We start from the raw sequence: 14,297 nt of genomic DNA, 5'->3' as shown, positions 1-14,297 counted from the left end.
GCGCGTCGAATCTCATTACGGACCATGCACTTGCGGCTGGCGGTCGAGCCCGGCCGCGCAATTGGCTTGCGCCTTTGCAAACTTTCGCTTGTGTTTTGTCTCTGGACACGAAACTCTGGCGCAACGAAACGCCGCCAAGGGACGTTTTGAAAGCATCCGGGGAAACATCCGGAGCATGGAAAGGATAGTCACGGCAATGGAAGGAATCGAAGTCGACTCTGGCGACAAGGCCATCATCATTCTGCAGAGCCTGATCTGCTACCTGCGCGAGAAGAACGTGCTGAGCAGGGCGGATATCGAGGAACTCAAGGATCGCGTCGACGCCAGGATTTCTGCGGCACAGCACAGCATGCCCTGCGATGTGGCGACGGCTGCAGCCGCTTCGCGCGAAATGGCCAGCCTCGAACAGTTCTGCGGCAAGCGTTACGGCGGCAAGCACCGCAAGAGCCACTGACGAACCTGTTCGCAAGCGATGGCGCTGTGAACGAGCCACTCGTTACGGCGAGCAGCTCCATAGGTCCTTTTGCCCGATTCGCGGCATTATCATGGCTGCCGTAAGCCATTGCCCGAATCGGTTGTAGCCGGGCGAAAACAACCGCCCGGCGTAAATGTTGCGAAGCGCCCACTATCCCGGCGTGGGCGCCTGAGAATTCAGATTCCTTTCAACGCGGCCACGATCATCCGTGCGCTCAAATCCGCGGTGCGTGCCGCGTCTAGCTTCGGCATCGAGATGCTGCGGTGGCCAAGGCCGAACAGGCAGCCGAGCAGAAGTTCGGTCGCCCCGTCCAGTTCTTCCCCGTCCAGCAGGGGATTTGCGGCGCACGCGAACTCGCGCAGATAATCGCGAAAACGCTCGCACATCGCGCCAATGGTTGACCCGACGCGCTCGTTCCGAAATCCTTCTGCGATCATATCGAAGGACAAGGCTTCATCGCCTTCGTCGATAACCTGGAGGAACAGCTCCTGAAAGGTTTGCAGAACAGTCGATTCGCCCCCGTTCAGCCGGCGGCGCAACTCGTCCAATTCTCCAAGCTTCTCGTCGAAATCGGCGCGCACGATCGCTTCGATGATGTCTCCCTTGCTTTTGAAAGATCGGTAGATCAGGCCGACCGACATGTCCGCCGCGGACGCCAGTTCCGACATGGAAGTTTGGTGAAAGCCGTTCGTGGCAAACAAGTCTCTGGCCGCGATTCGTATGCGATCCGCGCTTGGCAGTTTATGCTGCGCTGCACCCATTTTTGGTTCTCTGATTATTTTTAGCTTGTATTCTCCATGGCCGATTTCTAGTGGCGATGCAATGTGAATGATCGTTCACTCTCATACCTCCCCCCAACGATCGCGACGAAAGAACCATCATGCAAAAGGCGGTAACTGCAGGAATTCGTGCCTGTACCTCAGCCCCAGCCCTTGCGCTCGCCCTGACTTTGGCCCTGGGCGCCTGCGGCAAGGAACAGCCCGCGGCACCCCCGGCCCCGGCGGTCGGCGTGGTCACCCTCACCACCGAATCGGCGCCGCTCACAAACGAGCTGCCCGGCCGCGTTGCAGCATTGGAAACGGCCGACGTGCGCCCGCAGATCACCGGCGTGATCCGGCGCCGCCTGTTCACCGAGGGCAGCTACGTCAAGGCTGGCGAACTGCTTTATGAGATCGAGGATTCGCCTTATCGCGCCGCTTTGGCGCAGGCGAAGGGCTCTCTGGCCGTCGCGAACGCCACGATCAATTCCACGGCGCTGCAAGCCCAGCGCTACAAGGAACTGATCGCGATCAACGCCGTCAGCAAGCAGCAGTACGACGATGCCGCCGCCGCCGCCCAGCAGGCCCGCGCCAATGTTGCGGCGCAGCAAGGGGCGCTTCAGGCCGCCCAGGTGAACCAGAACTTCACCCGCATCCGCGCGCCCATTTCGGGCCGCATCGGCCGTTCGCTGTTCACGCCCGGCGCGCTCGTCTCCGCATCGCAGACCGATGCACTTGCCGTCATCCAGAGCACCGACACGGTCTATGTGGACGTGACCCAGTCGGCCGCGCAGATCGTCGATCTGAGGCAGGCCATGGCGTCCGGCGGCGTGAGCGAGGCCGAAGGCGCGCGCGTCCAGCTGATCCTGCCCAATGGCTCGGTCTATCCGATCGAGGGCCAGCTCAAGTTTGCCGACGTGACGGTCGATCCCAGCTCCGGCTCGGTCATCCTGCGCGCGGCCTTCCCCAATCCCAAGGGCCTGCTGCTTCCGGGCATGTATGTTCGTGCAAGGCTGGTCGAAGGCCTGCGCCAGAACGTCATCCTCGCCCCGCAGCAGGGCGTTACGCGCGATCCGCGCGGCCGCGCCACCGCCATGGTGGTGGGCAAGGACAACAAGGTCGAAGTCCGCCAGATCGAAACCGATCGCGCGGTGGGCGATAAGTGGATCGTCACCAAGGGTCTCAACATCGGCGATCGCCTGATCGTGGAAGGCCTGGTGAACCTGCGTCCGGGCACGGTGGTGAAGCCGGGCATGCCGCAGCAGATCACGGTAGCAAACGGCGGGACGAAGTAACCCATGTCGCGCTATTTCATCGACAGACCCATCTTCGCATGGGTCATCGCCATCGTCATGATGCTTGCGGGCGTCCTGGCGATCCGTTCGCTGGCCGTGGCCCAGTTCCCCGAAATCGCCGCGCCTGCCGTGCAGATCGTGACCAGCTACCCCGGCGCCAACGCCGAAACGCTGGAATCGACAACCACGCAGGTGATCGAACAGCAGCTCAAGGGCATCGACCACTTGCGCTATTTCGCATCGTCCAGCGACGGTGCCGGCAACCTGACTATCACCCTGACCTTCGAACAGGGCACCGATCCCGACATCGCGCAGGTTCAGGTGCAGAACAAGCTGTCGCAGGCAACGCCGCTGCTTCCGCAGGAAGTGCAGCAGCAGGGTCTGCGCGTCACCAAGTCGACGTCGACCTTCCTGATGGTGATGGCCGTCTATGCCGATGACGGCATTCACGACCAGCAGGACGCGGGCGACTTCATCGCCAGCTCGCTTCAGGATCCGATCAGCCGCGTGAACGGCGTCGGCGACACCCAGCTTCTGGGTGCGCAGTACTCGATGCGCGTCTGGCTCGATCCGTTCAAGATGGCGAACCTGGGCGTCACCGCAACCGACGTGACCGCCGCTATCAAGGCGCAGAACGCACAAGTTTCCGCCGGCCAGATCGGCGCTTCGCCGTCGCCCCAGGGACAGGCGCTCAACGCCACGATCACGGCCCAGTCGCGCCTACGCACGGCCGAGCAGTTCCGCCAGATCATGCTGCGGAACAATCCTGACGGTTCGGTGGTCCACCTTTCCGACGTTGCGCGCGTCGAGATGGGCGCTGAAAACTACAGCTTCGGCGCCAAGCTGAACGGCCATCCGGCCGCCGGTTTCGGCATCAAGCTGGCACCGGGCGCCAACGCGCTCGACACCGTGGACGCGGTGAAGACGCAGATCGACCAGCTCTCCAAGAACTTCCCGAGCTGGGTGAAATACAAGTTCCCGGTCGATAACTCGACGTACGTAAAGCTCTCGGTCGAGCAGGTGATCCACACCCTCGTCGAGGCGGTCGTCCTCGTGTTCATCGTCATGTTCCTGTTCCTTCAGAACTGGCGCGCGACGCTGATCCCGACGATTGCGGTTCCGGTCGTTCTGCTGGGCTCTTTGGCCGTGCTGGAACTCGCCGGATTTACCATCAACACCCTAACCCTGTTCGGCATGGTGCTGGCGATCGGCCTGCTGGTCGATGACGCCATCGTCGTGGTCGAAAACGTCGAACGCCTCATCCAGACCGAGGGGCTAAGCCCCAAGGAAGCGGCCCGCCGATCGATGGATGAAATCAGCGGCGCGCTGGTCGGCATTGGCCTCGTGCTGTCGGCAGTGTTTCTGCCGATGGCGTTCTTCGGCGGCTCCACCGGCGTGATCTTCCGCCAGTTCTCGATCACTATCGTATCCTCGATGGTGCTTTCGGTGATCGTGGCCTTGATCCTGACCCCGGCGCTTTGCGCCACCATCCTCAAGGCCTCCCCCGGTGGCCATGGCCATGGCGCCGGCCTTGCGGAAGGCAAGCAGACCGGCATCGCCGGCCTGTTCAACCGTTTCTTCCATTGGTTCAACACCACCTTCGATCGCGGTGTGGAACGCTACGGCAAGACCGTCGACAAGGTGGAGCGCAACTGGGGCCGCACGATGCTGGTCTATGCCGTGATCGTGGCGGGCATGGCCTTCATCTTCCTGCGCCTTCCCGGCGGCTTCCTGCCGGACGAAGACCAGGGCATCCTGATCAACCAGGTGTCGCTGCCCGCCGGCACGACCATCGAGGAAACCGAACGCACGCTCGCCCGGGTGCGCGATCACTACCTTAAGGACGAAAAGGCCAATGTCGCCGACGTCTTCACGATCTCCGGCTTCGGGTTCGTGGGGCAAGGTGAAAACGTGGGCCTTGCCTTCGTTCGCATGAAGGACTGGTCCGAACGCAAGGGCAAGGACAACACGGTCAGCGCCATCGCGCTGCGTGCCAACAAGGCCTTCCAGAAGATCTCGGCCGGCATGGCGATCGCATTCGCCCCGCCCGCCGTCCAGGAACTGGGCAACGCCACCGGCTTCGAGTTCCAGCTCGTCGACCGTGGCGGCATCGGCCACCAGAAGATGCTGGAGGCGCGCAACCAGCTGCTCGGCATGGCCGGGGCCGACAAGCGCCTGGCGCAAGTCCGTCCCAATGGTCTTGAAGACACGCCCCAGCTGAAACTGGACGTAGATCAGGCCGCAGCCGGTGCTCTTGGTATCGCCCAGTCGGACATCAATTCGACCATCAGCACCGCAATGGGCAGCACGTACGTCAACGACTTCATCGACCGCGACCGCGTGAAGAGAGTGTTCGTTCAGGCCGACGGGCAGTTCCGCTCCAAGCCCGAATCTATCGGCCAGTTCTTCGTGCGCGGCAGCAGCGGCGTGATGGCTCCGATCTCCTCCTTCGCGAGGACGGAGTGGACGTACGGTCCGGCCAAGCTGGAACGCTTCAACGGCGTGTCGTCCCTCCAGATCATGGGTGCGCCTGCGCCCGGCGTCTCCACCGGCGATGCGATGAAGGTGATCGAGGAAATGGCCTCCAAGCTGCCGGCGGGTGTCGGCCTTGAATGGAGCGGCATTTCCTACGAAGAAAAGACCTCGGGCGGTCAGGCTCCGGCGCTCTATGCGCTGTCCATGCTGATCGTGTTCCTGTGCCTTGCAGCGCTTTACGAGAGCTGGTCGGTGCCGATCGCGGTCATGCTGGTGGTGCCGCTCGGCGTGCTGGGCGCGGTGATCGCGGCAACGCTGGTGGGTCTCAACAACGATATCTACCTGCAGGTGGGTCTCATCACGACAATCGGCGTCTCGGCCAAGAATGCGATCCTGATCGTCGAGTTCGCGGAAGAAAAGATGCGCGACGGGTTGCCACCGGTTCAGGCGGCGCTCGAAGCGGGCAAGCTGCGCCTCAGGCCGATCCTGATGACCAGCTTCGCCTTCATCTTCGGCGTGCTGCCGCTGGCGGTCTCCACCGGCGCGGGCGCCGGCGGCCAGAACGCCATCGGCTGGGCCGTGGTGGGCGGCATGATCTCCGCCACCATTCTGGCGATCTTCTTCGTGCCCGTGTTCTTCACCGTGGTGAAGCGCCTGTTCCGTGAACAACACGGCAAGGGTAAGGGTGATCGAGCCAATGAGGGCGAGGCTTCGGCCGAGCCGCAGGAGGCATGAAAATGCGTAATGTGAAAGCGCTTACCGCCACATCGCTGGCGCTCGCGCTGGCGGCCTGCAACATGGCGCCCAAGTATGTCCGCCCCGATCTTCCCGTTCCCGAGACCAGCCCTTCGGGGCCGGTCGACGGCAATGCCCAAGGTATTGGGCAGGGCGCAACGGTTTCGGCCGATACCTCCTGGAAGGAGTTCTTCACCGATCCGCGCCTGGCGCGGGTCATCCAGACGGCGCTCGACAACAACCGCGACCTGCGCATTGCAGTCGCCAATGTCGAGCAGGCCCGCGCGCAGTATCGCGTGCAGCGTGCGGATCTGCTGCCCACCGTTGCCGCCGGCGGCAGCGCCACCTATCAGGACCAGCCGTTCGCTCAGGCGTCTTCGGGCGGTGCCGGATCGGCTTCCGGACGGACGGACATCTACACGGCCTCCGTCGGTATCTCGTCCTGGGAAATCGATCTGTTCGGCCGCGTCCGCAATCTGACCAAGGCGGCGCAGGAAAGCTACTTTGCCTCGGTAGAGAACCGCAATGCCGCGCAGACGGCGCTGATCGCCGAAACCGCCAACGCCTGGCTGACGATGGCCGCCGACCAGGAACGCCTGAAGATCGCCAGCGATCTTGAAAAGGCATTCGGGCAGACGCTCGATCTGACCAAGGCGCGGTTCGCCAAGGGCATCGCTTCCGAACTGGAAGTGCGCCAGGCCCAGACCAGCCACGATCAGGCCCGTTCCGATATTGCCCTGGCGACGACCCTTGTCGCGCAGGACCGAAACGCGCTTGACCTGTTGGCTGGGACCAGCCTTGCCCCCGGCGACTTGCCGACCGAATTGCCGGACAGCGACGTCACGCTGAACAACCTGCCGGCGGAACTGCCCTCAACGCTGCTTCTGCGCCGTCCGGACATTGCGGCGGCGGAACACCAGCTGATCGGCGCGAACGCCAATATCGGTGCGGCGCGCGCGGCCTTCTTCCCCAGCATTTCGCTGACGGCCGCCTTCGGGACGATGAGCCTTGGCCTGTCGAACCTGTTCAAGTCGGGAAGCGATTATTGGTCGGTGGCGCCTTCCGCCACTCTCCCGATTTTCGACTTCGGCAAGAACCAGGGCAACCTGCGTTATGCCCGCGCAACGTATGACGCGATGGTCGCGACGTATGAGAAAAGCGTGCAGACCGGCTTCAAGGAAGTGGCGGACGCGCTGGCGCGACGGGCGACGATGAATGCGCAGCTTGAGGCGCAAACGTCGCTGCGCGATGCGGCACGCGTCAGCTACAAGCTGTCCGATGCGCGTTTCCGGGCCGGCGTGGACGACTTCCTGACGACTCTCGCCGCGCAGCGCACTTTGCATAGCGCCGAGCAGACCCTTGTCACCACGCGTCTGACCCGGGCCAGCAATATGGTGGAAATCTACCGGGCCATCGGTGGCGGCCTTACGTAATACGATGAAGGTTATCCGGGCGGCCTGACGGTCGCCCGGACCCGATATGCGCGCTGGAGCAGTTTCCGATCCATCTGCATCGGATCAACTGCTCTAAGCTTTTAGTTTGTCGCGTTTTCCGAGTCATCAGGTGATCCACCTGATTAGAAAACGCTCTAGATCCGGCCCTTGGCGCATTGCAGGGCTTGCCGTCCCGCATCGCGGTTGAACCGCTGTTTGTCGATGACACGGTGTGGATCGCCGCCGCGCGGTCGAACCCGTTGGCGACACGGCGTCCATTCTCAACGCCCCCGCGCTCGACTACGATGCCATCGTTTCCAACGATCATCCGGTCGGATGCAATCCCGATCTGGCGGCCGATGCGCCGGCCACCGTCTGCGATTCCCAGACCGCCTCCGCCATAGCCCCGCACGAACATGGTCGCCTGCATGCCTCGGCGCGTTTCCCGGACTTGGCAGCTTCGACCACCCCGCCCCCTCTCGCCCATTCGCCCCGCAAGGCCGCATTATGAAACATTATTGCAAATAGCGGGATATTGAGTAACTGAAGGACAGGGTTAGGAGCAGGACAGGAAACTCGGGTGCGCAAGACCGGCAGCAGGACGCTATTTTGTACCCTGGCGACAGCTCTCGCCTCGATCGGCGCGGCTCAGGCTGCCCCCCGCATGGTCACCCCGCTGCCGGCCGGCTGGCGCTTCATCCAGGCGGATCCGGAAGGCGCGGAAACGCCCACGCTGGACGATACATCGTGGCAAGTCGTTACCGTTCCGCATGACTGGGCCATCGCCGGCCCGTTCGATCCCAATGCCAAGGCCGCAGGCGAGAACGGCTTCCTGCCCAGCGGAGTCGCCTGGTATCGCAAGACGCTGGACCTGACGCCCCAGCCGGGACGGCGCTATTTCATCGAATTTGACGGCATCATGGAGCGCAGCGGAGTCTGGGTGAACGGCCATCACATCGGCTATCGCCCGATGGGCTACGTCAGCCAGCGCTACGACATGACGCGCCATCTGCGCGCGGATGGCCACAACGTGATCGCCGTCCGCGCCGATACTTCCGCCGCGCCCTCGTCACGCTGGTATACCGGATCGGGCATCTATCGACACGTCCGCCTGATCGAGACGGACGATGTTCATATCCCGCAGGGCGGCGCCTATGTGCGGGCGACCGCCATTAGCGATGCGCAGGCGACGATCGCGGTCACCACCGATGTGCAGAATGACACCGGTGCCGCGACCGACATCAAGGTCGAACTGCTGCTGACCGATCCCGATGGGCGCGAAATTGCGCGCACCGTGACGCCGGCCACCAGTGTGGCGGCCGGGCGCACCATGATCCTGCCGGCCGAGATCGCGCTGCCCCGCCCGCATCGCTGGGACATAAACGATCCCGCCCTGTATCGCGCCTCCATCCGCGTGCTGGCGGCCGACGGCACGCTGCTGGACAATGAGGACGTCCGCTTCGGCCTGCGTGAAGCCCGGTTCGATCCGGCAACCGGCTTCTGGCTGAACGGCCGCAACTTCAAGCTGAAAGGCGTGGCGCTGCATCAGGATGGCGGCGCGGTGGGGGCCGCCGTCCCACTGGCCGTCTGGCGCCAGCGGCTGACCGCGCTCAAGGCGCAGGGCGTCAACGCGATCCGCACCGCACACAACCTTCCCAGCCCCGAATTTCTCGACCTTGCCGATGAGCTGGGGCTGATCGTGATGGACGAGTTGTTCGACCAGTGGAATGTCGCCAAGACGCCGGAGGATTACCATCTCTTCTTCGGCGACTGGCACAAGCGCGACACGCTGGACATGGTGCGCCGCGATCGTAACCATCCCAGCATCGTGCTGTGGAGCGCCGGCAACGAAATCCATGACACTGCCTATCCGGTCCAGGCCAAGGCCGCGCTGCGCAGCATCCTCGACATCGTTCATGCCGCCGATCCGTCACGGCCGGTAACGATGGCGCTTTTCCGGCCGAACGTGACCAAGGATTACGACAACGGCCTGGCCGACATGTTGGACGTGGTCGGACAGAATTATCGCGAAAACGAATTGATCGCGGCAAGCAAACAGAACCCGAAACGCAGCATCATCGGCACGGAAAACGCGCACAACCGCAGCAACTGGTTGCCGGTACGCGACTATGCGCCCTTTTCAGGCATGTTCCTGTGGACCGGCGTCGATTATCTGGGCGAGGCGAACCGGTCCGGCTGGCCCAATATCCAGAATCCGGCCGGGCTGCTCGATCGCACCGGCCGCCAGAAGATCAGCGGGATGGAGCGCGAAAGCTGGTGGTCGGACCGGCCCGTGGTGCATGTCGTGCGCAATGCCGATCCGGCGGCGGCCGGACCGGCGACCGATGGTGCCGGCGGCCCGAACCAGCCCGTGCTGCCCACCATGATCGCCGTGGCCACGCCCAAGCCCAAGATCGCCCTGTTCGACGACTGGACGCCGCAGGACCGCAGCCCCCACGACGAGACGATCGAGGTCTACAGCAATTGTCGGCAGGTCGAGGCATTCCTCAACGGTCGCTCGCTGGGCACGCTGCCGATCAATGCGGACGCCTCCCCCCGGCGCTGGGCAGTACGCTATGCGCCGGGAGAGGTGCGTGCCACCTGCCGCGATCCCGGTAACGAGGCCGTTTATTCCAGCCTGCGAACGGCGGGGAAGCCGGTCCGCATCGAATTGAAACCGGACATGCCAACCGTTGGCTCCACCTTCGACGACATGGTCTACGTGCGTGCGCGGGTGGTCGATGCGAACGGCGTCACCGTGCCTTCCGCCAGCCATCGCCTGCATTTCGCGGTCAAGGGCAAAGGGCAGCTGATCGCGACCGACAATGGCTCCTCGGTCGATCATACCCCCTTCCCTTCGCCCGACCGTGCGGCGCAGGACGGTCTCGCCGTCGCGCTGGTCCGGGGCACGGGCAACGGCCATTTCACCGTCATCGCCACGGCCGAAGGGCTGAAAGGCGGCACCGTCGATCTGGCCGCAACCGAATGACGCCGACGGCGGCCGGTACGGTGCTGACCAGATCCGCCCCGGCCACCGGCAATGGATGACCTGACAGCACAGGAATCCGCGTGAGACGAGCCGCTCCAGATGCGCCGATTATTTTGCGAACACATCGCAAGGTGTTCGCAGCATCGACCTGAACGAGACATTTTCAGACAATTGGACACGAGCGCGGCAAGGCGGCGCGACAACTGTGGGCTAATCCCGTCCCGACAACGGGAGGTACGCAGTCATGGTTCGCTTACTTGGAATTCCGGCCGCACTTGCAAGTTCCGCCGCGATCTTCATGGGCGTGGGGACGATCGGGCCCGAAACGACTCTCGCTCGGCCTGTCGCCGAAGCGGCATTCGGGGGTGACGCCCGGCCAATCCTGCTTGCGCGCATGACCGTTACGGCGACTGCGCTTCCGGCGCAGGAACGCCTTGCATCGAAAGTTACGGATTAAGCCGCCACGGAGATCTGCTTCGTGCTGGCGGATGCTTGTGCATCAAGCAAGTCGGCACCGGTGTTGAAGGCGTGCTCGCGAATACTCAGCACTCCGACCAGCGGCGCAGCAGATTATGATAGACGCTGGTCAGTTGCAGCACCGCATCGCGATCTGCCCCGTCCACCGTCAGTTTCTGGATCGAGGTATCCAGTTCGAACAGGATGCGCCGCGTCGCATCGTCGCGTACCAGGCTCTGCACCCAGAAGAAGGATGCCAACCGCACTCCGCGCGTAACAGGCTCCACCCGGTGCAGGCTGCTGGACGGGTAGATCACCGCATCGCCAGCCCGTTCGGCAATGACGTGTTCCCCGTACGTGTCGCTGACGACGAGACGCCCACCGTCGTATTCCTCGGGATCGTTCAGGAACAACGTGCAGGATATGTCGGACCGCATCTGCTCATCGGGCCCAAGGCTCATGACCGCGCCGTCGACGTGGAAACCGTATTCGCCGCCGCCGGCATAGCGGTTGAAGCGCGGCGGCAATATTCGCCGGGGCAGAGCCGCCGCGAAGAACAGCGGGCTGCGCCTGAGCGCGCGCAGCACCGCATCGCCCAATTCGGCCTTGAGCGGCGAGGTGTCGCGCAGTTGCTCGTTGCGCTTAACTTCGGCGCCTTGCGCGCCCACGGTCTCGCGCCCGTCGGTCCAGTCCCCCTCTTCTAGCCGGCGCCGAAACTCGGCGACTTCCTCTGGCGTCAGAATCTGGGGGATGTGCAACAGCATGCCGATAATCCGCAAAAGAACTTGGCAGCGGAAGAGGCCTCTTCCGCTGCCAATTGTTTGACCGACCCGTTCTTAGAACTGGAAGTCGGCGCTGAACAGGAACGTCTGCGGCGTTCCGGGGGTATAGCGGTAGCCGCTCTTGTTGATCGCCTGAACGTAGTGCTTGTCGAACAGGTTGTAGGCGTTGGCGCGCAGCTTGATGTTCTGCGTAAGCGCGTAGGACAGGATCGCGTCGACCACCGTGTAGCCATCGGTCTTCACGGGCGTGCCGACGGCGCCGTCGGTACCGCGGTGCAGCCCGCTGACATAGCGAACGCCGCCGCCCGCCTGAATGCCGAACGGGAAGCTGTAGGTGGTCCACAGCGTTGCCGCATTCTTTGGCGTGTAGGTGATGTAGTTCGTGCCATCCTGCGCCACGTCGGGGCCATTGATGACCTTGGCGTCCTGATACGTATAGCCGCCCGAGAGCTGCCATTCCGGCGTTACGTTACCCACGACCGACAGCTCCACGCCCTGGACCCGCTTCTTGCCGGTCTGGGTGGGATTGCCGTTTTCGTCCAGATCGTTGTTGTTGATCTCGTTGCTGATCTTGGTGCGGAACACGGCGGCGTTTACGGCAAGAGCGCCGTCGAACGCGCCCCACTTCACGCCGGCTTCGAAAGTATCGGCCTTCTGCGGGTCCATGTTCGGGTTGGCCGCGTTGTTCAATGCCGAGCTGAGCGTGAAGTTCGCACCGCCCGGAGGCTGCTGCGAAAGCGCGTAGTTGACATAGAGGCTGACCGCCGGGATCGGCTTGACCACCGCGCCCAGCTTCCAGTTGAAGAGCGTGCCCTTGTCCTTCAGGTCGGTGGTCGGAAGGATCGTGCCGGTTGTCGAAGTGCCGCAGGCAGCGGCGGTGGCGCACGGCGCGTTCACGAAATAGGTAAGCTTGTAGTGATCGACGCGCAGGCCGCCGGTCACCAGCAGCATGTCGTCGAAGAACTTCGCCGTGTCGAAGGCGTAAAACGACTGGGTATTCGTCTTACCCTTGGAGTGGCCGCCCGTATAGGAAGCGACGTAAGTGTTCGTGTCGTTCCAGTTGGGATCGTAGAGGCTGGCGCGCGGCAAAGTGCCGGTGCCTGCCATGGTCCGCTGATACTGCTGCTCGCTGGTGAATTCGACACCGACGCTGAGGTTGTGCTCGATCGCCCCGGTCGAGAAATCGGCCCGCAGGTTGAGCTGGTCGGTCAGGATCTTGTTGGAAATATCCTTCAGGTTCACGTTGCTGCGGGCCATCGTGTAAGTCGACAGATCGTTGATGTCCGTCCACTTGATATTCGCCGCGGTCGTCATGAACGAAGTGAGCTGGTAGTCCTGATCGGTCCGGCCCCAGCGTGCACTGTTGGTGAGCCTGACATTGTCGGAAAAGTCATGCTCAAGAATGAAGGTCGCCATCTTGGCGGTCACATCGTCATGATCCTGACGGGTGCCGTAGAAATTGGTGGAATCCACCGGATGGCCCGCAAGCTGTTCGATACCCGCCTGAGGCTGCCAGTACTTGATGCCGATCGTGGGGACGAAACCGTCCGGAATGTTGTTCTGATCGACATACATCAGGTTCAGATAAGCGCGGGTTGACGTGCCAAGCCCGAACCCGAACGAGGACGCAATGCCGACGCGGCTGTTGTTGACACGGTCGCGGCCGGCAACGTCGCTGTCCTGCCACATCACATTGAAGCGGACGGCCGCGTTGGGGATGCCGCCGATCGCCTGGTTGAAGTCCGCCGTGCCGCGCTTCTGGCCGTCCGTGCCAACGGTGGCGGTACCGGAAACCGCCGTGTCCATATTGGCGCGCTTCGAGACCATGTTGATCGAACCGCCTGCCGAAGTGCGGCCGTTGTCGGTGCCGGCAGGGCCCTTTTCGACTTCGACCTGTTCGGTGTTGAAGGTATCGCGCGAGATTGTGCCGATGTCGCGAATGCCGTCGACGAAGATGCTGCCCGAGCTGTCAACGCCGCGCATGTAGACGGCATCGCCGGTCGAGGTGTTGCCGTTCTCGCCTGCGTAGAAAGTGCCGACGCCCGGGGTGTTGCGCAGGACTTCGGTCAGCGTGGTCGCGCCCTGCTGGTTGAACAGCTCCTTGCTGATCACCTGGATGGTCTGCGGCGTATCCTGCAGCGGCTGGGTGAACTTGGGCGAAGATGCGCGATCGACCTTGATGCTGTCGTCGATCGCAGTGTCGGTCACCGTCACGCCACCGAGACGGGCGGGCTTGCTCTCATTCGCAGTATTTTGCTCCTGCGCCAGCGCCGGCGAGGCAGCGAGGCCAAAACAGCTGAGAGCGAGATACGCGGGCGAAGCGCTAGCCAGAGAGCTGCGCAGACGTGAGATGGACATTGTTTCCCCCTTGTTTCGAAAGCGTGGCGAATTTGACGGGCGCTAATGCGACTGATTCTCGTTAGCCGCAAGAGGGGTTGAGGAAATTTATCACGGTGTGTCGCAAATGCATCGCAGTAGCGACATGTTCGGCCCTGGGGATCGCGCTCCCGCCTGCCGGCTCGCTCTGGCATTGCGGCGTCAGGCGGTCGCTGGATCTAGCTCGATGGGTATGGCAGGCGGGTAAGGACGGCGTGATGTCCGTCAAATAGCCCGTGGCCGGAATGTACTGGATCGGTGCGCACGCAGAGGGCCACAGCCCAGACGAGAAACGGGCTGAAACGCACAGGATGTCCCATGCCGCGACGCTGGAAATCGCCAGCCCGCAATCGATACAAGCAAGGGGCGAGTGTATTGGGGGGCGAGCGCATCGGGGAGCGCATCCGCGTCCCGATGCTCGCACTTTTCCATATAGGACAGACTTGGCTGCGGGCCTCTGCAAATCCAGAAGGCTCACGCCCCGGAACGCCCACCCTCAATCGTCCCCCGGCTATCGCCGCCG

The 14,297-nt window shown here is 63.1% G+C and carries 10 protein-coding genes; 7 read left to right on the top strand and 3 right to left on the bottom strand.

The window, feature by feature from the left end; translation table 11 throughout:
• Window positions 1–196 precede the first annotated feature (196 nt).
• Window positions 197–454, top strand: coding sequence for a hypothetical protein (locus tag WBP07_RS28080; RefSeq protein WP_395396532.1), 258 nt, complete (start codon window positions 197–199; stop codon window positions 452–454).
• 197 nt (window positions 455–651) lie between these two features.
• Here WBP07_RS28080 and WBP07_RS28075 read toward each other — a convergent pair whose 3' ends face one another.
• The gene (locus WBP07_RS28075; protein ID WP_395396531.1) at window positions 652–1,236 is read right to left on the bottom strand and encodes a TetR/AcrR family transcriptional regulator; all 585 of its coding nucleotides are present in this window, start codon (window positions 1,234–1,236) and stop codon (window positions 652–654) included.
• A 119-nt stretch (window positions 1,237–1,355) separates the two neighbouring features.
• On the opposite strand from WBP07_RS28075, the gene WBP07_RS28070 reads away from it, so the two are divergent.
• The 6 genes from WBP07_RS28070 (at window position 1,356) to WBP07_RS28045 (ending at window position 10,617) form a co-directional block, all read left to right on the top strand.
• Window positions 1,356–2,528, top strand: a complete 1,173-nt coding sequence (locus WBP07_RS28070; protein WP_395396530.1) for an efflux RND transporter periplasmic adaptor subunit — start codon at window positions 1,356–1,358, stop codon at window positions 2,526–2,528.
• Between the two features lie 3 nt (window positions 2,529–2,531).
• Complete coding sequence (locus WBP07_RS28065; protein WP_395396529.1) at window positions 2,532–5,738, top strand: efflux RND transporter permease subunit; 3,207 nt, start codon at window positions 2,532–2,534, stop codon at window positions 5,736–5,738.
• A gap of 2 nt (window positions 5,739–5,740) precedes the next feature.
• The gene (locus WBP07_RS28060) at window positions 5,741–7,171 is read left to right on the top strand and encodes an efflux transporter outer membrane subunit (RefSeq protein WP_395396528.1); all 1,431 of its coding nucleotides are present in this window, start codon (window positions 5,741–5,743) and stop codon (window positions 7,169–7,171) included.
• A 232-nt stretch (window positions 7,172–7,403) separates the two neighbouring features.
• Window positions 7,404–7,682: a hypothetical protein gene (locus WBP07_RS28055; RefSeq protein ID WP_395396527.1), complete on the top strand. Its 279-nt coding sequence runs from the start codon at window positions 7,404–7,406 to the stop codon at window positions 7,680–7,682.
• Window positions 7,683–7,751: 69 nt separating this feature from the next.
• Complete coding sequence (locus WBP07_RS28050) at window positions 7,752–10,160, top strand: glycoside hydrolase family 2 TIM barrel-domain containing protein (RefSeq protein WP_395396526.1); 2,409 nt, start codon at window positions 7,752–7,754, stop codon at window positions 10,158–10,160.
• Window positions 10,161–10,404: 244 nt separating this feature from the next.
• Window positions 10,405–10,617, top strand: coding sequence for a hypothetical protein (locus WBP07_RS28045; protein ID WP_395396525.1), 213 nt, complete (start codon window positions 10,405–10,407; stop codon window positions 10,615–10,617).
• 85 nt (window positions 10,618–10,702) lie between these two features.
• Here the strand turns inward: WBP07_RS28045 and WBP07_RS28040 are convergent, their stop codons facing one another.
• On the bottom strand, window positions 10,703–11,380 hold the full coding sequence (locus tag WBP07_RS28040) for a Fe2+-dependent dioxygenase (RefSeq protein ID WP_395396524.1): 678 nt from the start codon (window positions 11,378–11,380) through the stop codon (window positions 10,703–10,705).
• 72 nt (window positions 11,381–11,452) lie between these two features.
• Window positions 11,453–13,756, bottom strand: a complete 2,304-nt coding sequence (locus tag WBP07_RS28035) for a catecholate siderophore receptor Fiu (protein ID WP_395398227.1) — start codon at window positions 13,754–13,756, stop codon at window positions 11,453–11,455.
• Window positions 13,757–14,297: the final 541 nt, after the last annotated feature.

The organism is Novosphingobium oxfordense (assembly GCF_044029435.1).
In the GTDB taxonomy this organism is placed as follows: domain Bacteria; phylum Pseudomonadota; class Alphaproteobacteria; order Sphingomonadales; family Sphingomonadaceae; genus Novosphingobium.
This window is presented reverse-complemented; position numbering and strand designations above follow the sequence as displayed.